Raw genomic sequence first — 24627 nt, 5'->3', positions numbered from 1 at the left:
AATCTTGGCGATTTCGGCAGTGCGTCGACTGCTTGACACCCGCGCGCGGAGTGGCCCTAGTTGACCCGCACTTGGAAACCTGTGTTTCCTTGTCAGGATTTTGCCGAGGGGGCGACCGTGGCTGACCACACCGACGGGTACATCATCGCACCGATGCCAGCGCGCGCCGGGCTGACCCGCGCGGTGGAGGGGCTGGACCAAACCGGCGCGACGGGTCAGGTGAACGTGGTCGAGGAGCGCCCGTTGACGATCTTCCTCAACAGCCGGGAAATCGTGACTGCCATGACCATCGGGGATTACCCCGAGTATCTGGCGCTTGGGTTCCTGCGCAATCAGGGCATGCTGTCGGACGACGAGACCGTGACCGGGATCGAGTATGACGAGGATCTGGACGTCGTCATCATCCGCACCGAAACAGAAACCAACTACGAAGAAAAGCTTTCGAAAAAGACGCGCACCTCCGGCTGTGCCGTCGGCACCGTGTTCGGCGACATCATGGAAGGTCTGGAGGGGCTGACCCTGCCGGACGCGACCTTGCGGACCTCGTGGCTCTACACGCTGTCGGCGAAGATCAACCAGACCCCGTCGCTGTACCTTGAGGCCGGCGCGATCCACGGAACGGTGCTGTGCAAGGGCGACCAGCCGCTGGTCTACATGGAGGATGTCGGACGCCATAACGCAGTGGACAAGATCGCGGGTTGGATGCGGGCCGAGGGGGTGTCGGGCGCGGACAAGATCCTCTACACGACCGGGCGGCTGACCTCCGAAATGGTGATCAAGACGGCCTTGATGGGCATTCCGATCCTCGCCTCCCGCTCGGGCTTTACCGCTTGGGGGGTGGAGATCGCCCAGCAGATCGATCTGACGCTGATCGGACGGATGCGGGGCAAGCGGTTCACGTGTCTTTCAGGCGCGGACCGCCTGATCTGGGACGCCGATGTGAACGCTGCCGCAGACGAAGACCCACGCCACCGGCGCAAGAGCGCACGCGCGTGACACTGCCGGGCGTCATTCTGGCCGGAGGCCTGGCCACGCGCATGGGTGGCGGCGACAAGGGCTTGCGCGATCTGGGCGGCAAACCGATCCTTGGCCATGTGATCGACCGACTGGCCCCGCAGGCCAATCCCGTGGCCTTGAACGCGAATGGCGACCCCGCCCGCTTCGCGGATTGGGGGCTTCCGGTGTTGCCGGACACCATAGAGGGGTTCGCGGGCCCCCTGGCCGGAGTTTTGGCCGGGCTAGACTGGGCCGCCGGGCAGGGAGCGGAGGCAATCGTGACAGTCGCCGCCGACACCCCGTTTTTCCCAACGGATCTTGTGGCACGGTTACAGGCCGCACGCGTCCAGACCGGGCAGCCCATCGCACTGGCCGCCTCCCCCGATGCCGGGCGCAAGAGCGGGCTTGGGCGCCACCCGACCTTTGGACTTTGGCCGGTGGCGTTGCGAGACGACTTGCGCGCGGCACTCGGGGGCGGTCTCCGCAAGGTCGTGCTTTGGACCGACCGGCACGGGTGCGCCACGGCGTTGTTCGAAGAGCCCGGCCCCGACCCGTTTTTCAATGTGAACACGCCGGACGATCTGACCGCGGCTCGCGCCCGACTGGAGAAAGCACAAGCATGAAGGTTTTCGGCGTCGTGGGCTGGAAGAACTCGGGCAAGACCGGGCTGATGGAACGGCTTGTGGCCGAGATCTCGGGCCGGGGCTTGCGGGTGTCGACCGTCAAGCATGCACACCACAACGTCGATGTGGACCAGCCGGGCAAGGACAGCCACCGCCACCGGCAGGCCGGCGCGGTGGAGGTGGTGCTCGCCTCGCGCAAGCGGTGGGCAATGATGCACGAGTTGCGCGACGCGCCCGAAGCCGAGATCGATGTTCTGCTGCCGAAGATGAGCCCCGTAGATCTGATCCTTATCGAAGGCTACAAGCGGCACAACCACCCCAAGGTCGAAGCGCACCGCGTGGAAACCGGCCGTGACCTGCTGGCCAGACAGGACGCGTCCGTGCGCGCCGTTGCCAGCAATTCAGTGCCCGAGGGCCTGACCGTGCCGGTTCTGAACCTCGACGATACGGCCGAGATAGCAGACTTCATCCTGCGTGAGACGGGGCTCGCACAGACCCCACCACCGCTGCCCGAGATTGCCCCGCCACAACGCCTCAAGAACGATTGCTTTGCGCTGCCCCCCGGCGTCGACTGGACTCCGGTGGATGTGGCGTTGGATCGGTTGCGGCAGACGCTGTCCCCGGTGGTCGGACAGGAAACGCTTCCGGCCCATGACGCGCTCGGGCGCATACTGGCGTCGGACGTGCAAGCCGTGCGGGCCAATCCGCCCTGCGCAAACTCTGCCGTGGATGGGTACGGGTTCACCCACGACAGCTTGAGCACAGGCGCGCAGGTTCTGCCCCTTGCGGACGGGCGCGCGGCTGCCGGCGGGCCCTATGGCGGCGTGCTGGCGCCGGGGAGCGCCCTGCGTATCCTGACCGGCGCGCCTCTGCCGCCGGGCGTGGACACCGTGATCCTTGAGGAAGACGTGACCGCCAAGGACGGCCACATCGCGTTCGAGGCCGGCCTGAAAGCCGGGGCCAACACGCGCCGCGCGGGCGAAGACGTGGATGCCGGCGCGCCCCTTTTGCCGGCCGGGCACCGGCTGCGCGCGCCGGACCTCGCGCTGTTGGCGGCTACGGGTCTGGCGTCGGTCCCCGTCTGGCGCCGCCTGCGTGTCGGCATACTCTCCACCGGGGACGAACTCGCCGCACCCGGCAGCACGCTGGACCCTGCCCGCACCTATGACGCGAACCGACCAATGCTCCTGGCACTGGCGGCTGGCTGGCACGCAACGCCGGTTGACCTGGGCCATGCGCCCGATGACCGCGATACCCTGCGCAAGATTCTCGACCGCGCGGCGGACGAGGTGGATGTGATCTTGACGTCCGGCGGCGCGTCGGCCGGGGACGAGGACCACATGTCCGCTATCCTGCGCGACGAGGGCGCGATGGCGGCATGGCGGATCGCGCTGAAGCCCGGGCGCCCACTGGCGCTTGGCCAGTGGCAGGGCGTCCCGATTTTCGGCCTGCCGGGCAATCCGGTTGCCGCCCTCGTCTGCGCGCTGATCTTCGCGCGCCCGGCGCTGTCCGTGCTCGGCGGTGGCACCTGGCTCAGACCGCATGCGACACAAGTGCCCGCCGCTTTCGCGAAGTCGAAGAAGCCGGGCCGAAGGGAATACCTGCGCGCGCGCCTGACCGAAGATGGCAGGGCCGAGGTGTTCAAGTCCGAAGGCTCGGGCCGGATCAGCGGTCTGAGTTGGGCCGACGGGCTTGTAGAACTGCCGGACCACGCGGTCGATGTCTCGCCCGGCACCCCCGTGCGGTTCCTGCCTTACAGCGCGCTCTTCTCGAGCTGACGCGCGGCGGACACCCATTCAAATCCGAAAAAATCCTCGTCGAGGGCCCTGTGCGCCGCAGGTCACAGGCCCCTGTCAATCCAGACGCACGTTTGACGAACTTGTCCCCTGGCTCTCGGTGGTCACACCGACCTCGCCCAGCACGACATACGCCCCCACGCTGATGACGCACATGGCCACCATTGCCAGCATGATTGGTTTCATTGCTCCCCTCCCTCTGGATCCGTTTGCACCCGCAGATACGCGATCAGGTCGCGCCTGTCCTGCGGCTCGGTTATGCGTTGCATTGGCATCTTCGACCCCGGTGTATAGATATCCGGTCCCAGATCGAAAAGCTTGTCGATGGTCGTGTCATCCCAAATGATGTCCGTGTCCGTCAGCGCGTCGGAATACGCATAGCCCGGCACGGCTCCGGCAGGGCGGCCGAACACGGCATGCAGGGATGGCCCTGCCCGCCGTTGTCCATCGGGCGTAAGCGTATGGCAGATTGCGCATTTTCGCTTGAACTGCCGCTCGCCGTTGCTGGCGGTCTGGGTGCCTTGGAGGAACGGCTTGCCCTCCACGTCCATCTGCGGGCTGTCGGACGCGCGGTCCGATGGCCAGGAATACATCGCCTCGTCCAAACCGCCCGCATGGATGTTGCCCCCGTCGAGCGAAAACGCCAGCGCCCAGATCGGACCCCGCGTGGTGGCGCGGAAGTCTGTGGCGACGGACCAGTCGGCGGTGTTGAAGACGGTGATATACCCTTCGCCATCTCCGGTCGCCAGCAAATCCCCGCGCGGCGCACGGGCCAATGCGAGGATCGGACGGCGGCCGAGGGTCAGGTCGATCACCTCGGTCTGCGTGTCCAGATCCACGATCCGCGTCACCCCATCCACAGATCCGTAGGCCAGCCAGCCTGCGTCTTCGTCCGCAATCAGACGGTTCACGCCAAACCCGTGCTTGAGGATCACGCGCGACGTTGGCGCATCCGATATCTCCCAACGCCGGATGGTTCCATCACTGGAGGCCGACAAGAGCGCAGCGCCCCCCTCGACAAAAACCACATCGTTGACCCCGGCATCATGCCCCTCAAGAAACCGGGCAGAGCCGCCATCGAGCGGCCAAAGGCCGATCGTGCCGTCCCAACTGGCGGTCGCCACGAGGTCTCCGCCGGGCGAAGCAGCCAACCCGATCACCTGCCCCTTGTGGCGACCGAGTTCGCGGCCCTGTCCCGTGCGCGCATCCCAGAGCCAAAGCGCGAAGTCATCGCCCGCCGACACCAGCGCGGTATCATCTAGAAACAGCACGGATTTGACCGCTGCCTCGTGCCCTTCGAGCCATTTTGGCGCGCCGTCGTTCCAAAGCCCGACGGAGTTGTCGAAACTGGCGGTCGCAATCTGGCCGGAAGGCGCGACCGACACGCTCATGATCGGGCCGCCATGGCCCTTGAGCGTGAAGAAATCGCCTGCCGAAGTGCCCCCCGGCAAGGCGATCAGAACCGCGGCGAAGATCGCCCGCATTGTCATGTCAGGTCTACTCTGCCGGGGTTGCGGCACCGCCACCCTTCGGAGAGGCCTGCTTGGCCTGAACCTCCTCGACCCACAGCGAGTGGTGTTCCTTCGCCCACTGTTCTTCGACCTGTCCGGAGCCCATTGCGTCATAGGCCCCCTCCATCCCGACCGAGCCGATGTAGATATGCGCAATGATGATCGCCATCATGATGAATGCGACGATGGAATGCCAAAGCTGCGCGTACTGCATCTCTTCGTGCGGGGCCATTTGCTCCGGCAAGACGCCGAGGCCGATCATCTGCGGGATGCCGGTCGCGTTGAGTTTCTCGAACGTGGCGGCGAACATCGGCAATTCGAACGGGAAAAGCAGAGACAGACCGGAGACCGAGATCGATCCACCCAGCAACACCACGGACCAGAAGATCACCTTCTGACCGGCATTGAACTTCTTGGCAGGCGGGTGCACGCCCTTTTTGAAAATGCCACCGCCCTTGGAGAGCCAGACAAGATCGGTCTTGTTTGGGATGTTGTGACGGATCCAGAGCAGGGTGACCATGACAACCGCCAGCATGAACGCCCAGGAGATGTTGTTGTGCACCCATTTGCTGGCCAGAGCGACCGTTGAGAAGCTGTCTCTGCCCACGATCGGGATGATGTAGAGCCGCCCGAAAAGCGAGATCAGGCCGGTGATCCCCAAAACGATGAAAGAGCCCGCCAGCAGCCAGTGGCTGAAACGTTCGAGAGCATCGAACCGTTCGATCGTGCGGCCGGTTCTTTCCCCATCGATCCGTATCTTGCCCCGGATCAGGTAGAACAGCGCCAGTAGGCCAAGCGTGCCAAGCAGCAGCCAGCCGCCGTAAGTCAGAAGCGGGCCTTCGCGGAACTGGTACCACCACATGCCGCGATCCTGGATCAGAACACCGGCCGCCGGGGCGCGTGAAGACACGGTGACGTCCGCCGTGCCGTAGCGCAGTGCGAGGTACACATCGCTGTCCGAGGCGCCGCCGAGCGTGCCGAGTTGCTCGGAGATTCCGGCCGAAGCGGTTCCGGAACTGTCGAGACGATAGGAGAAATCCACATCCTCGCCGCGCTGACGCGCGAGAATGTCCTCAAGGGTTGGTGCCCCGCCCGTCGCGGCGCGGTCCGGCTCTGCTGCCGCCGGCGCGTCCTGCGCAAAGGCGCCGCTGGCCATGGTCAGGGTCACAATCAACGCCAAGAGACTACGAAGCATGGGTGTCCTCCCTCTGTTGTCTGGTGGGCGGGGCATAAGCTGCCCTCTAGAGTAAGCTTTTCGTCTCGTCGCATACCAACAGAAAACAGGCCCACGGGCAAGCGCGACCATGGTTTCAATCGCGGATGTTTTCCTGCAATTCCAAGGCGGTCTTGTATGCCTCCGCGGCGTCGCGGTAGGCCCCTTGCGTTTCATACAATTCACCAAGCGCGACCGCGAAAGCCCGCTTCCAGAGGCTGTAGCCCATTTCGGTCGCCAGCCCGATACCGTCGCTGAGCGCTTTGGTGGCCGCATCGATATCGCCGAGCTTCTTTGCCGCGATGCCGTACTGGTTCAGGATCTGACACTGCGCGCGCAAGTCATGACCAGCCCTTGCCACATCCAGCCCTTTTTCGAGGATGACCACCGCGCGCTCCAAGCTATCGAGCGCGATCAACGATGTCCCAAGAACTTCGTAGATATAGGGTAGAAGCACGGCCGCCTGCGCGGACTCTGCAACGGCCAGGGCCTTTTCACCCAGCATGGCCGCCTCGGCATGAGCGCCCTCGTGGTTGAGCATGCGCGCGTAGTTGTGTTCGACGCGCGCAGATTCGATCCCTTCGGCAAGATCGCGCGCGCTGGCCAGTGCCCCGCGCGCCTCAGACAGGCGCCCACGGTAGCGCAAGACGGTCGAGCGTGTGACAAGCAGGTCAACCCGGGTCTCCGGAGGTGCGCCAGCGTCGAGCAACTCGAACCCCCGTTTGACCATGTTGGAGGCGATGTCCCGGCGCCCTGCCGAGTAATGCACGACCCCGAGCAGCGAATAGAGGTCTGCGAGAATGTATGGGGAGGACGTGCGGGACGCGTAGCGCTTTCCGCGCATGCACAGTTGCGCTGTCGTGTCGAAATCCCCCCGCCACTTCGCCTGCCACGCAAGGGTGCGCAACGCGCTTGCAATGGTGGCGCGGTCCTGCTGTCCATCGGTGGAGCTGAGCGCCTTGGCCTGTTCCGCCAGCGCACAGCTTTTTTGCCGTTCCGTCCAGCGTTGATTCCACGCCATGATGGCAAGAAACTTGGGATCGGGCCCGGCAAACGGGCGCGCGGGATCTGTCATGTGCGGTTTGATCTGACTTCACATACTGGATTCGGGGACACTGAAGATCTTGTATTAACAAACACTGACGTATTTCCCGGCGTCTATCAACATGCTGTATGCAAACAGAAAAACGCCCCGGATTGCTCCGAGGCGTTTCTCGTTTCTCTCAGGCTGGATCAGCCGTCTTTCTGGTCATAGGCCGTACCCCAGCCCCATGCTCCGGAGCCGAAGCCGCGGGCCACCACGCGTTCGCGGTAGATGCCCGAGACGACGTCGCCGTCACCTGCCAGAAGCGCCTTGGTGGAGCACATCTCGGCGCAGATCGGCAGTTTGCCTTCCGCGACCCGGTTGCGTCCGTATTTGGCGAACTCCGCAGTGGAGTGGGTTTCTTCGGGGCCACCGGCGCAGAAGGTACACTTGTCCATCTTGCCGCGGCTACCGAAGTTGCCGGCCTGCGGGAACTGCGGCGCGCCGAAGGGGCACGCGTAGAAGCAGTAACCACACCCGATGCAGAGGTCCTTGGAGTGCAGCACCACACCGTCGTCGGTCTGGTAGAAGCAGTCCACGGGGCACACTGCCATACAAGGCGCATCAGAACAGTGCATACAGGCGACGGAGATCGACCGTTCCCCGGGGCTGCCATCATTGATGGTAACGACCCGGCGGCGGTTGATGCCCCACGGCACCTCATGCTCGTTCTTGCACGCCGTGACACAGGCATTGCATTCGATGCAGCGCTCGGCGTCACAGAGGAACTTAGCTCTAGCCATTCTTCTCTCTCCTTACGCTGCCCAGATTTTGCAGAGCGTGGCTTTCGTCTCTTGCATCTGGGTTACTGAGTCATAGCCGTAGGTCTGTGCCGTGTTGGTGGATTCACCCAGCACATACGGATCCGCACCTTCGGGGTACTTGGACCGCAGATCGTCACCCTCGAAATGCCCACCGAAGTGGAACGGCATGAAGGCAACGCCCGCACCGACCCGTTCGGTGACCATGGCCATGACCTTGACCTTGCCGCCTTCGGGGCCTTCGACCCAGACCTGCGCGCCGTCACGAACCCCGAGGTTGTTGGCGTCACGCGGGTTGATCTCGACGAACATGTCCTGCTGAAGCTCGGCAAGCCAGGGGTTCGACCGGGTCTCGTCCCCGCCGCCTTCGTATTCGACCAGACGACCGGAGGTGAGGATGATCGGATAGTCCTTGGAGTAATCGTTCTTCTGGATCGATGCGTACATCGTGGGAAGACGATAGAACTTCCGGTCCTCGTAGGTCGGATAGTCGGCCACGAGATCGCGCCGGCTGGAATACAGCGGCTCCCGGTGCACCGGTACCGGATCCGGGAAGGTCCAGACCACCGCGCGGGCCTTGGCGTTCCCGAAGGGCGCGCAGCCATGCTCGATGGCGACCCGCTGGATGCCGCCCGAGAGGTCGGTCTTCCAGTTGGTCTTCGGACCGGCGACCGCATCGATCGCGGCTTTCTCGTCCGCGGTCAGGTCACCGTCCCAGCCGAGATCCATCAGCATCTGCATGGTGAATTCGGGATATCCGTCCTGGATTTCCGATCCCACCGAGTAGACGCCTTCGGCCAGCAGGTTGTCACCGTCCCGTTCCACGCCGAAACGGGCCCGGAATGTCAGACCGCCCTCAGCCACCGGCTTGGACATGTCATAGAGGTTCGGCGTACCCGGGTGCTTCATCTCGGGCGTGCCCCAGCACGGCCACGGCATCCCGTAGTAATCGCCGTCTGCGGGTCCGCCCAGAGCCTTCAGCGTGGTTCTGTCGAACGTGTGCTGGTTGGCCATGTGCAGCTTGATCCGCTCTGGCGACTGGCCGGTGTACCCCACCGTCCACATGCCGGAGTTGAACTCCCGCGTGACACTTTCGATGTTCGGCGTGTTCTCGTCGTCCATATCGATGTTGCGGAAGAACCGGTCGGCAAAGCCGAACTTGTTGGCGAACAGACCGATGATCTCGTGGTCGGTCTTGGACTCAAAGAGCGGGTCCATGATCTTGTCGCGCCACTGGATCGAGCGGTTGGACGCCGTGACCGAGCCATACGTCTCGAACTGGGTCGCCGCCGGCAGCAGGTAAACGCCATCGGTCCGATCATGCAGCACCGCGGAAACAGTCGGGAAGGGATCAATCACGACAAGCATGTCGAGCTTTTCCATCGCCGTCTTCATTTCCTTCATGCGGGTCTGAGAGTTCGGGGCGTGACCCCACAGAACCATCGCGCGCACGTTGTTCGGCTGGTCCATGTTCTCGGCATCTTCAAGAATACCGTCGATCCAGCGGGACACCGGAATGCCCGTCAGGTTCATCAGGTTCTTGTCCTTGCCATCCGCGCCCTGAACGGTCTGGAACTGACCCTTCAGCCAGTCGAGGTCTTCACCCCAGACCCGGCTCCAGTGGCCCCAAGCGCCTGCCGACAGGCCGTAGTAGCCCGGCAGTGTGTGGGACAGAACGCCAAGGTCGGTAGCGCCTTGCACGTTGTCGTGGCCGCGGAAGATGTTGGTACCGCCACCGGAGGTGCCCATGTTCCCCAGCGCAAGCTGAAGGATGCAGTAGGCGCGGGTGTTGTTGTTGCCCGTGGTGTGCTGCGTTCCGCCCATACACCAGATCACGGTGCCCGGACGGCTGTTCGCGAGCGTCTTGGCGACCCGGCGCAGCTGGCTGCCCGGCACGTCGGTGACACGCTCGACCTCTTCCGGGGTCCATTTGGCCACTTCTTCCTTGATCTGGTCCATGCCCCACACACGGGTGCGGATGAACTCCTTGTCCTCCCAGCCGTTCTCGAAGATGTGGTAGAGGATACCCCAGACCAGGGCCACGTCCGAGCCCGGACGCATGCGCACATACTCGTCAGCATGCGCGGCCGTGCGCGTGAAGCGCGGGTCGCACACGATCAGCGGTGCGTTGTTCTCTTCCTTGGCCTTCAGAACGTGCAGCAGCGAGACGGGGTGCGCCTCGGCAGGGTTGCCGCCGATGATGAAGATGGCCTTGGAGTTGTGGATGTCATTGTAGGAGTTGGTCATGGCGCCGTAGCCCCATGTATTCGCAACACCGGCAACGGTCGTGGAGTGACAGATGCGGGCCTGGTGATCCACGTTGTTCGTGCCCCAGTAGGCAGCGAACTTGCGGAACAGGTAGGCCTGTTCGTTGTTGTGCTTGGCCGAGCCGAGCCAGTAGACGCTGTCAGGTCCGCTCTCTTCGCGGATGTTCATCATGCCGTCGCCGATCTCGTTGATCGCCTGTTCCCAGCTGATGCGCTTCCATTCCCCGTTCTCCTTTTTCATCGGATACTTGAGGCGGCGCTCGCCATGGGCGTGCTCGCGAACGGCCGCGCCTTTGGCGCAGTGCGCGCCGAGGTTGAACGGGCTGTCCCAGCCGGGTTCCTGGCCCGTCCAGACGCCATTCTGCACTTCGGCAATGACGGTGCACCCGACCGAGCAGTGGGTGCAAACTGATTTCACGGTCGTTACGGCCCCGTCAGCGGCGGTCGCTGCGTTGGCCTTTGTTACTGTCCCGCCGGTCGCGCCGATCGCGGCCAGGCCACCGATGGCCAGTCCGGATGTGCGCAGGAAGCTGCGTCTGTCGACGGTCTTCTCGGCGATATTGGACAGGAGGGTCGTCCGCTGGGGGCGTCGCGCAACCCCGTTGGTCTTTTTCCTGAGCATTTGCGTTCTCCTTGCGTGCGTCACACGGTCTGCGTGTGGGCGTGCTTGGTCTCATGTTGGCTTCAGACAGTCGGGCGTCACGCAACCAGTCGCCTGAAACGGATCATGCCAGCGTCCGGGGGCCCGGGCGACGGCGGTCATGGGGCGCCTAGAAGCGGGCGCTGTCGAAATACGCGCGGGTGTGCGCTGTATCGCGCAGGCCTTCGCCTGCGGCTGTCTCCGTAGCGGCTTCGGCCGCATCGGGCGAAAGCGCGACCGCGGCTGCTGCGGCTGGCACCGATGTCGACGCGAATTTCAGAAAATCGCGGCGGCTGGCGGCTTCGCCAGTTTTTGGGGCTTTGCTCATGTGTCTCCTCCGTGTGTCCTAGCCGGCTGACGCCCGGCCTTGCTCCGGTCCTATTCCGTTGTCATCCGGAACGCGTGACTCTCGATCTCCATGAAGGCCTTGCCGGTCGCCCCGACAGCCGCATAGAACACCGAGTTCTTCGCCGCCTCGAGGTCGGCAAAGAAATGTCCGGCCCAGAGGCCGATGTGCTTGTTGAAAAACTCTTTTTGCTGCGCGATGTCCGCAGGCTTGCCAAACCGCCCCCGGATCATGCCGGCCATCATCTCCATCAGGCTGGCGATATTGTCTTCGGGCTCGTAGACGTTCTGCGCCCGGGTGATCGCGAGCCGCGCCATATCGGACCGCAGCGTGGCCAGGGGTTTCTCGTTCAAAAACCCGGTAAGGTAGTAGCTGGCGTAGGGCAAAAGCTCCCCACGTCCCAGACCGATGAAAAGCGTGTTGAACTCCGACTCGACGCTGCGAGCATTGGTGGCTTTGGCGATCCGGGAGAGTGCCTGAATGGCTTGCCCGAGGTCACTGTCATCACCGGTAAGACCCTCTGCCTGCTTCAGCAGATCGGCGGACGGCGGGTGCGCGAGCAGTACGCCGAGAAAATCATACAGATCGGCGCGCAGAGCGTCCTCCTCGGCGATCTGGATATTTTCAGCCGTTGCGGTCATGTCGGTCCTCTCCTGCTCACGCCTGTCCATCAGGACGTGAAATCAAAGCGCATGCGACGCCGGGCCATCAAAGATGACCCATCCTCACAGGTTTCGGCGCTAATGGGTGTTTCATCAACTGCGACCAAAGTCGCGGGTGCAGCATCTTCATCCGTGTCCAGATCGGCGTCAACGACCTGTTCGGTCAGCGTTTCTTTGGGTTCTTGGGATTCTTCGGTTTCGGCCTCAGGCTCATCTGAGGGCGCAATGGCCGCAGCCTCCTTGGCGGCAGCCTGACGCTCCATTTCCTGCACATGGGCCAGCATGCCCTTGCCGACCTGATAGGTCGTGGACAAGTTCTCCACCACGGTTGCCGCGTCCGTATAATCCTCGCCGTACTCGACCAGCGCATCGAGGTTGGCGAGCACGGGGTTGGACAGCCACAGCTTGCGCAGCGCGCGGCGCCGAATACGTTCGGGCACGACCTGCTTCATGAATACCGAGAAGTCGTCACCTTTTTCCAGCGTGTCCGGATCGGGCAGGTCAAGATCGGCGAGGATTTCCGCATCTGACTTCTCTTCGAGTTCGGCCTCGCGCGCTGCGCGTGCCGCGGCCTCGTCCGCGCGGCGGTCGTCTTCGACCTCCTGCTCGACCCGAGCCTTGCGACGGGACCAGAAATCTGAGCGGGTCTCGGTCAATGCAGCCCTCCGGCCTTGCGGCGAGGAGCCCGGAATACGTCGGACATCTGCGAGATGCGCGCATCGCCCTTTCCGTCTTCGACGCGGTCCATGCGGTGCTTGTCGCGCCGACGTTTCACGAAAACTTCGTCCTCGTGGTGCTCTGCTATAAAGTCACGCAGAAACGCGATCAGTTGCGGGGGCATCGGCACCCTCTCCACGATCTCTTCGCCACTGTCAGTGTAATCCTGTGCATCGTAGGGCGACGCCGTGACAAGATGAACGGCCAGTTGCTGCCCCTCTTCTGCTTCGGGGGTTTCTCGCATCACGATATAGACCGATGGCTGGTCGGTGTTGAGCGCTGTCTGGTACGCGTCCGTATCCGTGCGCCACAATTCCATGGGGACAGTCGCCGCGTGATACTCGACACTGTCGCCTTCGCGGCGCAGCTCGACCCAGTCAGCGTCCGGTGCGCCCGGCAAGACAGCAACTGCTCGCCATGACCATTTCGCCCAGCGCGTAACACCCGGCACACGGCGCACAACGACGCCCACCGGGATCACCGTGCATCTGTCGTTCGTAGGCAGAATCTTCCCTCCGATTCGAGCTGTATTGGTCTGATCATGCAGCCCGCGTGTCCCAGACTGGCCTGAAACACACCCAATCGCAAAGCAAAAATTTGACCGTGATCAAGCACTTGGCGTCGCAGCTGCGAATTGTCGACCGCTGTATACGGCCAATGTTCTGGTTTTGCAGATAAAAGCTGAGTTGTGTATACCTGTTTAAGGAATCGCTTCTGCAATGCGGCAAACCCTGCTGCGGCGCAGAAGCCGATTCGCAGATACGTGAAACGGCTTTACCCCATGCGAAAATCGTGGCTACCGTGCCACGCGCCGGTACGCCTGTACGCCAGAACGACCGGCCCGAGGGGGATGGAATGACCAAAAAACTGGTTTTGTGTGACTGCCTTGGCAGCCAGACCGTGAACGCAGAAATGGTTGCAGACGCAACCGGGTTGGCTTGCTCCAAGGTTTACACGGGCCTGTGTATGCACCAGACAGAGCAGCTTGCGGCAGAGATCAACTCTGGCGATGCGCTCGTGGCCTGCACACAGGAAGCCGAACTGTTCACCGAGATTGCCGCTGAACTGGGCATGGAGGCACCCGCGCTTGTCGATCTGCGCGATCGGGCTGGCTGGTCGGACGAGGGTGCGGACGCCGGCCCGAAAATGGCCGCCCTTGCCGCCGAAGCTATCCTTGAGGCGCCGTTGACCCCGGCGGTCGATGTTATCAGCGAAGGCATGTGCCTGATCCTTGGCGCGCAAGAGACCGCATTTGCCGCTGCCGAACAGGTGGCGGATCACCTGAGCGTCACCGTGCTGGTCACGGACCCGGCGGTCGAGTTGCCGCTGACACGGCGCTACGACGTGATCGTCGGGCAGCTCAAATCGGCAGCAGGGGCGCTTGGGGGGTTTTCCCTGCGGATTGATCAGTTGCAACAAGTACGGCCCGGTGGGCGTGGTGCCCTGACACTGAGCGAGCCGCGCGATGGCGCGCAGTCCACCTGTGACCTGATCCTCGATCTGCGCGGTGGCACGCCTCTGTTCCCGGCCCCCGAAAAACGCGAAGGCTATCTGCGCGCCGATCCCGGCAGCCCCGCCGCCGTTGCGGCCAGCGTCATGGCGGCCAGTCATCTGATCGGCACATTTGAAAAGCCGCTTTATGTGGGGTTGGCAGAACACCTGTGCGCCCATTCGAGGGCCGAGCAGACCGCCTGTACAAACTGTCTGGACATCTGCCCCACGGGCGCGATCACGCCCAATGGGGACCACGTGGCGATCGACCCGATGGTGTGCGCAGGGTGCGGGGCTTGTGCCGCTTTGTGCCCGTCCGGCGCGATCACCGCGCAGGACCCGCCCGTGCCGTTCCTTATGCAGCGGGTGCAGACACTCGCCGGGACGTACGCAAAAGCCGGTGGAACGGACCCCGTCCTGCTGGTGCACGACGACACGCACGGGGCAGAGATGATCCGTCTTGCCGCCCGGTTCGGGCGGGGCCTGCCCGCCCACATTATCCCCCTTGCCCTCGAAAAAGTGTCGGGCTTCGGGCATGCGGAAACACTGGGCGCGCTGGCCTCCGGGTTCGCGGGCGTGACCGTGTTGCTGTCGCCCACGACTGAGCGCGAGGCGCTGGAGCGGGAGACCAACCTTGCAAACGCCCTGAGTGATACGCCGCGCATGGCGCTTCTGGATGTAGCTGATCCGGATGCGATGTCCGAAGCCTTCTACGAGGCTGTACCTGTGCCAAATGGTGCCGCCCCCGTGTTGCCGATGGGGGACCGGCGCCAGATCACGCGACTGGCCGCGCAGGCCCTGCGGCCCGGGTCCGACGAAACCCTCCCACTGCCTGCGGGGTCCCCTTATGGCGCGGTGCTGGTCAATCAGGACAGCTGCACCCTGTGCCTGTCCTGCGTCTCGCTGTGCCCGTCTGGCGCGCTGACCGACACCGAAGACAAACCACAACTGAACTTCCAGGAAGCCGCCTGCCTGCAATGCGGTCTTTGCGCGAATATCTGCCCCGAGAATGCAATCGAACTGGTGCCGCAGTTCAACCTTGCTGACAGTGCGTTGCAGGAAGTCGTCAAGAACGAGGAAGAACCCGCCGCCTGCATCGAGTGCGGCGCACTGTTCGGCGTGAAATCAACCATCGACAGGATCGTCGCGCAGCTTGAGGGCAAACACCCGATGTTCGCATCATCCGATCAGGGCCGGATGATCCGTATGTGCGACAATTGCAGGGTGCAGGCGCAGTACCACAGCACCAACAATCCGTTTGAAGGCGGTGAGCGCCCGCGCGTGCGCACGACCGACGATTACTACAGCGACCGCAAGGATCACTGATGCCGGATCGGCGCGCCCAACTCTGCCGGTTCCATCCGGGCCACGAAGGCAAGGATCTCGTCCAGATCCTCCAACGTGATTTCCACCGGAACGATGGGCGACGGGCGGTTCAAGGGGAACGCCTCGGTCACCTCCGTGATCTGGGTAAAGGCGGGGTGCGGGTTCAGCAAGTAGAACGTTTCGAACCGCCGCTGCCAGTCCGAGAGTGTGCGCAACACGCCAAACGAGGGCGTGCTGTCGATCCCGTTCATCCTGTTCTGTGGGCCGATTACGTGGCAGCGCCCGCAATGGGCAAGAGACAGTTCAATCCCGCGGCTGACATCGACGGACATGTCGAGGTCCGGCTCCGGCTCAGGCCGGTCCGTGACCGGCTCAAAAGACGCCCCTGTTTCCGGAGCGAAAGCCGCCATGGTTCTTTGTCCGACCTCCCCCCGCAGCCACGCTTCGAACCGCACCGCCCCGGCGTCGTTTTCGGGCACGGCAATCCCGTAATCCGTTCCGGCTCGGGCAATCACGGGAGCCCCGACATCCGGGCCGAACTGCGCGGCGCTGCCCGGTGCCGCATCCAGCGGCTCCACCGTCACACGAATACCGGTTTTCATCGAAAAACGCGGCACAATGTAGTTTACGAGTCCGCTCTCCATCAGGTCGGGCGCGACTTGCAACGTGAACGCCTTGTCCTCTGCGGCCAGTGGTTGCGCGAGCACACAACTCAGACCAATAGTGGCAAGGACCTTGCGCAAGCGGGATATGGGCATCGGGGACCTCCCGTTCCGGGGATGCGGGCCTCAAGACTAAACGTCAGATCAAAGACCCGTCAACGGGTGGAAAAGAAGGGGTAATCGGATGAGCGACGAGTTCAACATGAGCATGCGGAAGTTCCTCAAGCAGGTCGGCGTGACCTCCCAACAGGCGATCGAGGACGCGATCCGCGGGGCAGATGGCGGTACGGGCAAAACCTATGAGGCCAAGGTCGTGCTGACCATTGACGGCCTTGATCTGGAGCATGTCGTGACCGGCAAGATCAAAGGTCCGGCCGCATGAGCGTGACCCGTGAGGACGTACTGGAAACCCTGAAACAGGTTCAGGATCCAACAGGCGGTGGCGATCTGGTTTCGTCGGGAATGGTGCGCGCATTGACAGTCGACGACGGGGCGGTGCGCTTCGTGATCGAGGTCGACCCGACCCGGGCCAAGCAGATCGAACCCGCGCGGGCCGAGGCCGAAGCCAGATTGAAGGCGCTTGAGGGCGTCGCGTCGGTCTCCGCCGTGCTGACCGCGCACTCCTCTCCGGCGGCACCACCGGATCTGAAATCCGGCAAGGCGAAGGCGGCAGAGCCAAAGGGCCCGCAGAAGATCCCCGGCATTGATCGGATCGTCGCAATCGCCTCGGGCAAGGGTGGCGTCGGCAAATCCACCGTCACGGCAAACCTCGCCTGCGCCCTGGCCGCAGAGGGCCGCCGCGTGGGCCTGCTGGATGCGGATGTCTACGGCCCCAGCCAACCGCGGATGCTGGGCATTTCGGGCCGTCCGGCCAGCCCGGATGGCAAGACCATCCTGCCGATGCGCAACCACGGCGTCACGATGATGTCGCTTGGCCTGATGACCGGTGAGAACGAAGCGGTTGTCTGGCGTGGACCGATGTTGATGGGGGCCTTGCAGCAGATGCTGAACCAGGTGCAGTGGGGCGCGCTCGATATCCTGCTGGTCGACCTGCCGCCCGGCACCGGAGATGTGCAGATGACGCTTGCGCAGAAAGCCGATGTGACCGGCGCGGTGATCGTATCGACCCCGCAGGACATCGCGCTTCTGGATGCGCGCAAGGGGATCGACATGTTCAACAAGCTTGGCACACCGATCCTCGGGATGATCGAAAACATGTCCACCCATGTCTGTTCGAATTGCGGGCATGAGGAGCATGTGTTCGGCAATGGCGGTGTGAAGGCCGAAGCCGCAAAGCTCGGCGTTCCGGTCATGGCCGAAATCCCGCTGAACATCGCGATCCGCCAGGCTGCCGATGGCGGGGCGCCGGTGGTGGTCAGCCAGCCGCAATCACCGCAGGCCGAGGCCTTCCGCAAGGTCGCCAAACAGTTGATCGTCGACGGCAACGCATGAGCGATCTGGAACTCAAGCCCACCGAGCCGCACTTTCCGCCCCTTTTTTCCGGGCTGGAAGTTTCGGCGGGTATCGATCCGTTCACAAAGGCCTGCGCGGAAGCCGCGCTGGGGTGCGATGCCGGGCTTGTGGTCTACGCCCCTGCGGCGACCGACATGAAAGCGGCGATCGTCTTCGCCCCCGAGCAACCGCTGGACGAGGCAATGCCGGTGTTCAAGGCCTGCGGCGTCGGGTTTCAGAACGCGCTCGGCGCACTTGCCCCGCCCGAGGTTGGCGTACACCTGAGCTGGGACGGTCAAATCTATGTCAACGGCGCGCGCTGCGGGCAGTTGAGCGTTGCCGCGTCGACATCCGACGGCACGGCAGAGCCAGACTGGATCGTGGTCGGTCTGACGCTGCCGGTCATGCCACCCGATCCTGACACACCCGGTCTGACGCCCGAGGACACCTGTCTTTTCGAGGAAGGCTGCGCAGAGGTGGACACGATCCACCTGCTGGAGGCGTGGGTCCGCCATACGCTTGTCTGGATCAGCCGGCTCGAGTCCGAGGGCCCCCGCGCCTTGCATACCGAGTGGCGCGGGCTGGCTCGCAGCGTCGGAGAGGACGTGGATTTCACGCTGGGGGGCACGGGATACAAGGGCACGTTCATGGGCGTGGACGAGCATTTCGGGATGCTGCTGCGGCAGGGGGAGGACACACATGTCCTGCCCCTGCGCAAGCTACTTGAGAAAGGAAACGAAAGATGAAACTTGCCCGTGCCATTCATTTTGACGAGAGCGACACGCGCATCTTCCACAGCCCTGCGCGCACGGGCGAGTGGTGCATCTCGGGCGGGTTCGAGTTTTCCAACTGGGCAGAAGCGGATCTGGAAGGAAAGGCGCGGCAGGCTTTCGCAAATGGGTGGCTCGGGATGGAAACCTTCGGCCGCGTGACATTTGTGGCTGTAACGCAGGTGGAACCCGCCGAAATCACATGGCTGGAACAAGCTCTTGCCCGGCATTTCGTGGACCTCTACGGAGCCCCGTCGGTCGAAGCGGCAATGGGTGTTGCCAAGGACGAGATCGCGCAGATGGTGGAGTTGTGCGAGGATCATGACCCCAACACATTGCTGACCGTGGCGCGCGAACTGACGGAATCCGGCGTGCGAGAAAGCTATCGCTCCATTCAGGCCGAGGCTGCCGGGCTTGAGCAGTTTGCCATTCATGGATCGCTCGACGACTAGGTCTGTTTCGCATCCCCACGTGCGAGCTGTACCAGCAGGATTGCTACCGTCACAACGACCACCCCGACCACGTCGCGCAGGCTCAGGCTTTCACCCAGAAGTGCCGCTGCGATAGCCACGCCGAAGACCGGGTTGAGGAAGTGAAAGGTCGCCGCACGAACTGCGCCGATCCGCTCCACCAACAGGAACCACACAAACGTCGCCGCCAAACCGGGGACGAGGGTGGTATAGGTGAACGCCGCGATCAGTTGCCAACTCCAGGTAACCTCCCAAGCCTCGAACGGCGCACCGAATACGGCAAGAACTGCCCCGCCGATCAGCATCTGCAAGCCGACGACGGCCATCAGGTTTCCGCCGGACGAGGCGCTGCGCAAGGCGAGCGTGGCGAAGCCCAGTGCCAGCACCCCGATCACGCACAACACCACACCCCAGATGTCGACCCCGGCTTGCAGGCGTGCGCCCATGATGATCACAACGCCGATGACGCCCAGGATCAGACCGGCCTGCCCCATCCAGCCGATCCGTTCGCGGAGAACCAGCCAGCCGACCAACCCCACCACCAACGGCATCGTGGAGGCGATGATCGCGGCCAGAGACGCCTCCACCGTCTGCATCGCGACGAAGTTCATGCCGAGGTACAGCGCGTTCTGGCAGATGCCGAACAGGATGGTCGCGCGCCATTGCGCCGGGGTCAGGCGAAAGCTCTGGCCAAGCATGCGGGCAATCAGCACCGCCAACAGACCGGAGGCGAAGAACCGCAGCGACAGCGTGGTCAGAGGGGGGGCGGCCGCCACGATAATTCGAGCCGATGTAAACGCGCTCGACCACATAAGGGCAAAGGCAAACCCCATTCCGATTGCACGCAGGTCCATCGCGGTCTTCCAAAAAAACGGGCCGCGCGATGGCGGCCCCTTGATCGTCATGTGATGCGGGCTGGATCAGCCGTTGACGCTGTCTTTCAGTGCCTTTGCGATGGTCACCTTGACCACCTTGTCGGCGTCTTTCTTGATCTGCTCACCCGTTGCTGGGTTGCGGACCATACGCTCAGGGCGCTCGCGGCAATAGACTTTGCCGATCCCGGGCAGGGTGACTGCGCCGCCGCCGGACACCTCATCCGTGATGATCTTGATCAATGCATCAAGAGCCGCACCTGCGGATTTCTTGTCCATGTCTGCACCCTCGGCCAATGCAGCCACGAGTTGCGTTTTTGTGAGCGGTTTCTGCGCCATCTGTCTCTCCCTGTAGCGTATTCTTCTTATCCAGAAGCTGGTGCCATAGCTAAACAAGCGATTCGCAGGCGAAACAAGAGCGGATTCGCCGAAAATCACTGAAAAACGCGGTTTCTGGCGCTTTACCCTAGGTCAAAGGAACGCGGTCTCGGTGAAGCTGCGCAGTTTTCGGGAATGAATGCGCTCCAGCGGCGTTTCACGTAGGGACTCCATGGCGCGGATACCGATTTTCAAATGGCGTTGCACCTGCGTTGTATAAAACGCACTGGCCATGCCCGGCAGCTTCAACTCCCCATGGAGCGGCTTGTCCGAAACGCACAAGAGCGTTCCGTAGGGGACCCGAAACCTGAACCCATTTGCCGCGATCGTGGCGCTTTCCATATCGAGGGCGATGGCGCGCGATTGGCTCAGCCGCTGCACCGGGCCGGACTGGTCGCGCAACTCCCAGTTGCGGTTGTCGATGGTAGCCACCGTGCCTGTGCGCATGATCCGTTTCAGATCGTAACCCGTCAGTTCGCTGACCTCTTCGACCGCGTGTTCCAGCGCGATCTGAATCTCCGCCAACGCCGGGATCGGCACCCAGATCGGCAGGTCGTCATCCAGCACGTGATCCTCGCGCAGATAGGCATGTGCCAGAACGAAATCCCCAAGACTCTGCGTGTTTCGCAAACCCGCACAGTGTCCCAGCATCAACCAGGCGTGCGGGCGCAACACGGCAATATGGTCCGTGGCGGTTTTCGCGTTCGACGGCCCCACCCCGATATTGACGAGGGTGATCCCGGCACCCTTTGCGCAGGTCAGATGATAGGTCGGCATCTGTGGCGGTTTCGGCAACGTCTCGATCACGCCATCAGGGTCGGTGATCACCTGATTGCCCGGGGCGACGAAGGATGTGTAGCCGCTGTCGGGATCGGCCAGAGCCGCGCGGGCGAAGGCGATGAACTCGTCGACGTAAAACTGGTAATTCGTGAACAGCACGTAGTTCTGGAAGTGCTCGGCCGCCGTGGCGGTATAGTGCTGCAAGCGGGCCAGTGAGTAGTCGATGCGCTGCGCGGTGAACGGAGCAAGGGGGCCGGACCCGTCCTCGTGTACGAACTCATAGCCATTGACGATGGCGTCGTTGGTTGTGGAGAGGTCTGGCACATCGAACACGTCCCGCAAGGTGAAGCTCAGCACACCTTCTTGCGGCACGGCCACCTCGGCCCCGACCCCCATCGCGAAATGCAAGGGGATCGGCGTCGTCGAAGGGCCAACCTCTACCGTGATCCCGTGGTTCTTGATCAGCAGATCGATCTGCTGACGCAGGTAGTTCGCGAACAGATCCGGGCGTGTCACGGTGGTCGAATACCGGCCCGGTTCCGCCACATGGCCAAAAGACAAACGGCTGTCGATCTGGCCAAACGAAGTCGTTGTGACGCGGATCTCGGGGTAGAACGCCCTGTAGCGGCGATCCGGCACGCCCCCCTTTACGGCCTCGGAGAACCGGTCGCTCAGGAATGTCGTTGCTTCGGTATAGAGGTTCTGAAGCTGTGCGACCGCTGCCTCAGCGTCGTCGAAGCTCTGCAGGTCTGCAGAGGACGGCGTTTCGATCAGGCTGGTCATGGCGTGCTCCGTGTTCCGGTGGGTGCAGGATGAGGCCAGCACGACAGGCTTCGCAACCCGAAACTGGCCGGTCGGTCAAACTGCGTCGAAATCCAGCGCAAGCGTTGCCGATGTCGGCCGGGCCTGGCAGGCAAGCGTGAACCCGGCCTCAAGCTCCCAAGGCTCCAGCGAGTAGTTCGCGGCCATGTCGGTACTGCCCTCGGTCACGCGGCACCGGCAGGTGCAACACATTCCCCCCCGGCAAGAATACGGCAGTTCCAGCCCCGCCCGCGCCGCAGCCGCAAGAACGGATACGTCCTCCGGCGTCATGGTGATCTGCCGCTCGGCGCCGTCCAGTTTCAGGGTGATGGGCACGTCGCCCTCCGCGCTGGCCCGCGTGACGGATGGTGTTGGCAAGACAAACCCGTCCATCGTCGTGAAAAGTTCGGTCCTGATCCGCTCCTCTGGCACGTCCAGCCGGGTCAAGGCGCTCTCCACGCCCGCGGTCATCGCTTGCGGGCCGCAAATATAGATCGCGTCCGCGTCGGACGGCGCGATCAGCCCGGCGTCGGTAAGGGCCAGGATCCTGTCAGATGTGATGCGACCGGAAAACAGCGCCACATCCTGAGGTTCCCTGCTCAGGACATGGATCAGGCTTAAACGGTCGAGATGTTTGTCCTTGAGCGCTTCGAGCGCGCTGCGAAACATGATCGTATCGGTCCGGCGGTTGCCATAGACCAGTGCGACTTCGGCCCCGTCCGCCAGGGCCGCCTCGGCAATCGACACCATGGGAGTGACGCCTGAGCCCGCCGCGATCAACAGGACATTCTGTGCTCCGTTCCAGACAAACCGCCCTTCCGGCGGCATTACCTGGAGCGTATCGCCCGCTTTCAAACCCTGCGCGAAGCTTGAAAAGGCACCGCCCAGGACATGGCGTACGCCAACAGTCAAACCCGCACCCGGCGCGGCAGCGATCGAGTAGCTGCGCCGTAGGTCAGCGCCACCGATTTCGGCGCGCAGTGTCAGGAATTGCCCGGGTTGAAAGGCAAACGCCCGGGTTAGACTCTCCGGCACGTCGAAGGTAAGGGCCACCGCCTCGGTCCCTTCTGCCCGCACCTCCGATATGGTCAACGGATGGAACACAAGTGCCTCAGATGCATTTGAAGTAATCGAATGGTTCGGCACAGGTCATGCACCGGTACTGTGCTTTGCAAGCTGTCGACCCGAACGCGCTGATCTTTTCCGTCTGACGCGCGCCGCAGCGGGGACACGGCACAATGGGATCGGCGAAAAGTGCGCCCTTGCCAGCTGTGCCTTCGGGGGGCGCAATTCCATATTTCCGAAGCTTTTCGCGACCCGTCTCGGTGATCCAGTCCGTCGTCCATGGCGGGGCTAGAACGCGCTGCACCTCCGCCTCGAACCCGGCCTCCCGCAAGGCGGCTTCGATCGCCAGCTCGATCGCCAGAACGGCCGGACACCCGGAGTAGGTCGGCGACACCCCCGCAACTGCCACTCCATCGCGCAGCTCAACCCATCGCAAAATGCCCAGCTCAGCGACGGTCACGCAGGGGACCTCCGGGTCGGGAACCGCGGCTGCCGCGGCCCACGCCCTGGCCTGATCCAACACCACTACCATTGCGCCCCCGGATACACGCGCTGCATGTACTGCATCTCCGCCAGAAGATGCCCAAGACATTCCCCGTGCAGACCCACGCGTCCACCGGTCTGGGCAAAAACCTCAGGAACTTGCAGCCCGGACTGGTCGAACACTTCTGCAATGGTCGCAGCCCATGCAGGGCGCAAAGCCGATCGGTCCGGAAGAACGCCCTCGTGGTGGGCAGCGCCGCCAACGTCGGATGTCTCGAACAACTCTTCGGTGAAACGGTGCAATTCCTCCACCGCGAAGGCCATCCGCGAAGCACTTTCCTCGGTCCCATCGCCGAGGCGGATCACCCATTCACCCGCATGGCGGATATGGTAAGCCATTTCTTTGGCGGCTTTCCCTGCAACACCGCGCACAATGTCATCACGGCTGTCCAGTGCCGCGTGCCAGTACGGAGCCATGAATGCCGCGAAGTAGAGCTGCCGAAGCATCGTCTGGGCGAAATCCCCGTTGGGACGCTCTACCAGCAGCAGGTTGCGATATTCCCGCTCCACCCGCAGAAACGCCAGATCATCCTCACTCCGCCCTGCCCCTTCGAGCACGGCCGCATGGGAGTAGAGCGTACGCGCCGTGCCGATCAGATCCAGCGCCATGTTCGGCAGCGCGAGGTCCTCTTCCAGCATCGGCGCGTGGCCACACCATTCCGACAACCTGTGCCCGAGAATCAGGTGATCGTCTGCCAACTCGATCAGCGCAAGATGGACCATCACATGTGCCCCACGTCGTCGGGTATGTCGTAGAAACTCGGGTGGCGATAAACCTTGTCCGCCGCCGGATCGAACATCTCTTCCGCTGCGTTCGGGTCAGAGGCCGTGATCGCCTCGGAAGGTACGACCCAGATGGACGTGCCTTCCCCGCGGCGCGTATAGACATCGCGTGCCGCCTGCAAGGCCAGCACCTCATCGGCGGCATGCAAAGACCCGACATGCTTGTGCGCGAGCCCGTTGCGAGGACGGATAAAAACCTCCCAAAGTGGCGTATCCCCGGCCATTAAGCCGCTCCTCTGTCCGCCCCCGGGCCGACGCTTTGGCCGCCCCGGTGCGCGGTGGAAACATCTCGGCCGACAGGCGGCGCGTCCTCTGGCATCCGTGCCATTCGCGGTCCTCGCAAGAGATCTCCGTGCCGGGCGCACCAAAGGTGCGCGCCGCCAAGGCGATCGTCAGCCAAGGTCGCACCCCAAACAATCCCGGGTCCGGCGCAGGCTTCGCGGTTGGGACCGGACGCTGCCACCTCCAACAGCGGGATCGCACTCCGCATTGCCTGAACCATGCCCTGTCCCTTCTTTTGTGCCCAAATACCTCGGGGAGCGCGAGGGGCAGCGCCCCACGCTTACCAAACACAGCCACCAGTGCTGCCGTGCGGGCGGCGCGCGTTCGCGCATGGGC

General features: G+C 63.2%; 26 protein-coding genes. 8 read left to right on the top strand and 18 right to left on the bottom strand.

The window, feature by feature from the left end:
* Positions 1-153 precede the first annotated feature (153 nt).
* Genes ACP15N_RS14350 through ACP15N_RS14340 form a run of 3 tightly spaced genes read left to right on the top strand, consistent with a single transcriptional unit; the run spans position 154 to position 3397 of the window.
* On the top strand, positions 154-996 hold the full coding sequence (locus ACP15N_RS14350) for a formate dehydrogenase accessory sulfurtransferase FdhD (RefSeq protein WP_425093207.1): 843 nt from the start codon (positions 154-156) through the stop codon (positions 994-996).
* Entirely contained in the window at positions 993-1619 is a 627-nt protein-coding gene (gene mobA / locus ACP15N_RS14345; RefSeq protein ID WP_425093006.1) for a molybdenum cofactor guanylyltransferase MobA, read from the top strand. The genes ACP15N_RS14350 and mobA overlap by 4 nt, the downstream gene beginning before the upstream one ends.
* A complete protein-coding gene (locus tag ACP15N_RS14340; protein WP_425093005.1) occupies positions 1616-3397 on the top strand; it encodes a bifunctional molybdopterin-guanine dinucleotide biosynthesis adaptor protein MobB/molybdopterin molybdotransferase MoeA in 1782 nt (593 codons plus the stop codon). The genes mobA and ACP15N_RS14340 overlap by 4 nt, the downstream gene beginning before the upstream one ends.
* A gap of 75 nt (positions 3398-3472) precedes the next feature.
* Here the strand turns inward: ACP15N_RS14340 and ACP15N_RS14335 are convergent, their stop codons facing one another.
* The 10 genes from ACP15N_RS14335 to ACP15N_RS14290 all read right to left on the bottom strand — a co-directional run bounded on the left by ACP15N_RS14335 (position 3473) and on the right by ACP15N_RS14290 (position 13097).
* A complete protein-coding gene (locus ACP15N_RS14335; RefSeq protein ID WP_425093004.1) occupies positions 3473-3601 on the bottom strand; it encodes a hypothetical protein in 129 nt (42 codons plus the stop codon).
* Positions 3598-4905 carry a c-type cytochrome gene (locus tag ACP15N_RS14330; protein ID WP_425093003.1) on the bottom strand — a complete coding sequence of 436 codons (1308 nt, stop codon included), beginning with the start codon at positions 4903-4905 and terminating at the stop codon, positions 3598-3600. Before ACP15N_RS14330 ends, ACP15N_RS14335 begins: the two co-directional genes overlap by 4 nt.
* A gap of 7 nt (positions 4906-4912) precedes the next feature.
* Positions 4913-6121: a formate dehydrogenase subunit gamma gene (locus ACP15N_RS14325; protein WP_425093002.1), complete on the bottom strand. Its 1209-nt coding sequence runs from the start codon at positions 6119-6121 to the stop codon at positions 4913-4915.
* Between the two features lie 115 nt (positions 6122-6236).
* Positions 6237-7214, bottom strand: a complete 978-nt coding sequence (locus ACP15N_RS14320) for a hypothetical protein (protein ID WP_425093001.1) — start codon at positions 7212-7214, stop codon at positions 6237-6239.
* Between the two features lie 158 nt (positions 7215-7372).
* Entirely contained in the window at positions 7373-7966 is a 594-nt protein-coding gene (fdh3B, locus tag ACP15N_RS14315; RefSeq protein ID WP_425093000.1) for a formate dehydrogenase FDH3 subunit beta, read from the bottom strand.
* Positions 7967-7978: 12 nt separating this feature from the next.
* Complete coding sequence (locus tag ACP15N_RS14310; protein WP_425092999.1) at positions 7979-10873, bottom strand: formate dehydrogenase subunit alpha; 2895 nt, start codon at positions 10871-10873, stop codon at positions 7979-7981.
* 148 nt (positions 10874-11021) lie between these two features.
* The gene (locus ACP15N_RS14305) at positions 11022-11219 is read right to left on the bottom strand and encodes a twin-arginine translocation signal domain-containing protein (protein WP_425092998.1); all 198 of its coding nucleotides are present in this window, start codon (positions 11217-11219) and stop codon (positions 11022-11024) included.
* 50 nt (positions 11220-11269) lie between these two features.
* Positions 11270-11878, bottom strand: a complete 609-nt coding sequence (locus ACP15N_RS14300) for a TorD/DmsD family molecular chaperone (RefSeq protein ID WP_425092997.1) — start codon at positions 11876-11878, stop codon at positions 11270-11272.
* 29 nt (positions 11879-11907) lie between these two features.
* Positions 11908-12555 carry a DUF3306 domain-containing protein gene (locus tag ACP15N_RS14295; protein WP_425092996.1) on the bottom strand — a complete coding sequence of 216 codons (648 nt, stop codon included), beginning with the start codon at positions 12553-12555 and terminating at the stop codon, positions 11908-11910.
* The gene (locus ACP15N_RS14290) at positions 12552-13097 is read right to left on the bottom strand and encodes a DUF3305 domain-containing protein (protein WP_425092995.1); all 546 of its coding nucleotides are present in this window, start codon (positions 13095-13097) and stop codon (positions 12552-12554) included. Before ACP15N_RS14290 ends, ACP15N_RS14295 begins: the two co-directional genes overlap by 4 nt.
* Positions 13098-13471: 374 nt before the next feature.
* Between ACP15N_RS14290 and ACP15N_RS14285 the strand changes: the two genes are divergently transcribed.
* Positions 13472-15433, top strand: a complete 1962-nt coding sequence (locus tag ACP15N_RS14285; protein WP_425092994.1) for a 4Fe-4S binding protein — start codon at positions 13472-13474, stop codon at positions 15431-15433.
* On the opposite strand, the gene ACP15N_RS14280 is transcribed toward ACP15N_RS14285, so the two are convergent.
* Positions 15427-16191 carry a hypothetical protein gene (locus ACP15N_RS14280; protein ID WP_425092993.1) on the bottom strand — a complete coding sequence of 255 codons (765 nt, stop codon included), beginning with the start codon at positions 16189-16191 and terminating at the stop codon, positions 15427-15429. The genes ACP15N_RS14285 and ACP15N_RS14280 overlap by 7 nt on opposite strands.
* Before the next feature lie 88 nt (positions 16192-16279).
* Here ACP15N_RS14280 and ACP15N_RS14275 point away from each other — a divergent pair, with 88 nt between their 5' ends.
* Genes ACP15N_RS14275 through ACP15N_RS14260 form a run of 4 tightly spaced genes read left to right on the top strand, consistent with a single transcriptional unit; the run spans position 16280 to position 18769 of the window.
* Positions 16280-16477, top strand: coding sequence for a DUF6494 family protein (locus ACP15N_RS14275; RefSeq protein ID WP_425092992.1), 198 nt, complete (start codon positions 16280-16282; stop codon positions 16475-16477).
* Complete coding sequence (locus ACP15N_RS14270; protein WP_425092991.1) at positions 16474-17547, top strand: Mrp/NBP35 family ATP-binding protein; 1074 nt, start codon at positions 16474-16476, stop codon at positions 17545-17547. The genes ACP15N_RS14275 and ACP15N_RS14270 overlap by 4 nt, the downstream gene beginning before the upstream one ends.
* The gene (locus ACP15N_RS14265) at positions 17544-18293 is read left to right on the top strand and encodes a DUF4444 domain-containing protein (RefSeq protein WP_425092990.1); all 750 of its coding nucleotides are present in this window, start codon (positions 17544-17546) and stop codon (positions 18291-18293) included. Before ACP15N_RS14270 ends, ACP15N_RS14265 begins: the two co-directional genes overlap by 4 nt.
* On the top strand, positions 18290-18769 hold the full coding sequence (locus ACP15N_RS14260) for a DUF6505 family protein (protein WP_425092989.1): 480 nt from the start codon (positions 18290-18292) through the stop codon (positions 18767-18769). Before ACP15N_RS14265 ends, ACP15N_RS14260 begins: the two co-directional genes overlap by 4 nt.
* Here ACP15N_RS14260 and ACP15N_RS14255 read toward each other — a convergent pair.
* The 7 genes from ACP15N_RS14255 to paaB all read right to left on the bottom strand — a co-directional run bounded on the left by ACP15N_RS14255 (position 18766) and on the right by paaB (position 24233).
* Positions 18766-19641 carry a DMT family transporter gene (locus ACP15N_RS14255; RefSeq protein WP_425092988.1) on the bottom strand — a complete coding sequence of 292 codons (876 nt, stop codon included), beginning with the start codon at positions 19639-19641 and terminating at the stop codon, positions 18766-18768. The genes ACP15N_RS14260 and ACP15N_RS14255 overlap by 4 nt on opposite strands.
* 66 nt (positions 19642-19707) lie before the next feature.
* A complete protein-coding gene (locus ACP15N_RS14250) occupies positions 19708-19998 on the bottom strand; it encodes an HU family DNA-binding protein (RefSeq protein ID WP_425092987.1) in 291 nt (96 codons plus the stop codon).
* A 132-nt stretch (positions 19999-20130) separates the two neighbouring features.
* On the bottom strand, positions 20131-21600 hold the full coding sequence (locus ACP15N_RS14245) for an AMP nucleosidase (protein WP_425092986.1): 1470 nt from the start codon (positions 21598-21600) through the stop codon (positions 20131-20133).
* A gap of 75 nt (positions 21601-21675) precedes the next feature.
* Complete coding sequence (locus ACP15N_RS14240) at positions 21676-22722, bottom strand: 2Fe-2S iron-sulfur cluster-binding protein (protein ID WP_425092985.1); 1047 nt, start codon at positions 22720-22722, stop codon at positions 21676-21678.
* Positions 22723-22729: 7 nt separating this feature from the next.
* A complete protein-coding gene (gene paaD / locus ACP15N_RS14235) occupies positions 22730-23215 on the bottom strand; it encodes a 1,2-phenylacetyl-CoA epoxidase subunit PaaD (RefSeq protein WP_425092984.1) in 486 nt (161 codons plus the stop codon).
* On the bottom strand, positions 23209-23949 hold the full coding sequence (paaC, locus tag ACP15N_RS14230) for a 1,2-phenylacetyl-CoA epoxidase subunit PaaC (RefSeq protein WP_425092983.1): 741 nt from the start codon (positions 23947-23949) through the stop codon (positions 23209-23211). The genes paaD and paaC overlap by 7 nt, the downstream gene beginning before the upstream one ends.
* The gene (gene paaB / locus ACP15N_RS14225) at positions 23949-24233 is read right to left on the bottom strand and encodes a 1,2-phenylacetyl-CoA epoxidase subunit PaaB (RefSeq protein ID WP_425092982.1); all 285 of its coding nucleotides are present in this window, start codon (positions 24231-24233) and stop codon (positions 23949-23951) included. The genes paaC and paaB overlap by 1 nt, the downstream gene beginning before the upstream one ends.
* Positions 24234-24627: the final 394 nt, after the last annotated feature.

It is taken from the genome of Tropicimonas sp. S265A (genome assembly GCF_049800835.1).
Taxonomy (GTDB): Bacteria; Pseudomonadota; Alphaproteobacteria; order Rhodobacterales; family Rhodobacteraceae; genus Dinoroseobacter.
Note: the sequence above shows the minus strand (reverse complement) of the source record. Positions and strands in the feature narration are given on the sequence as shown.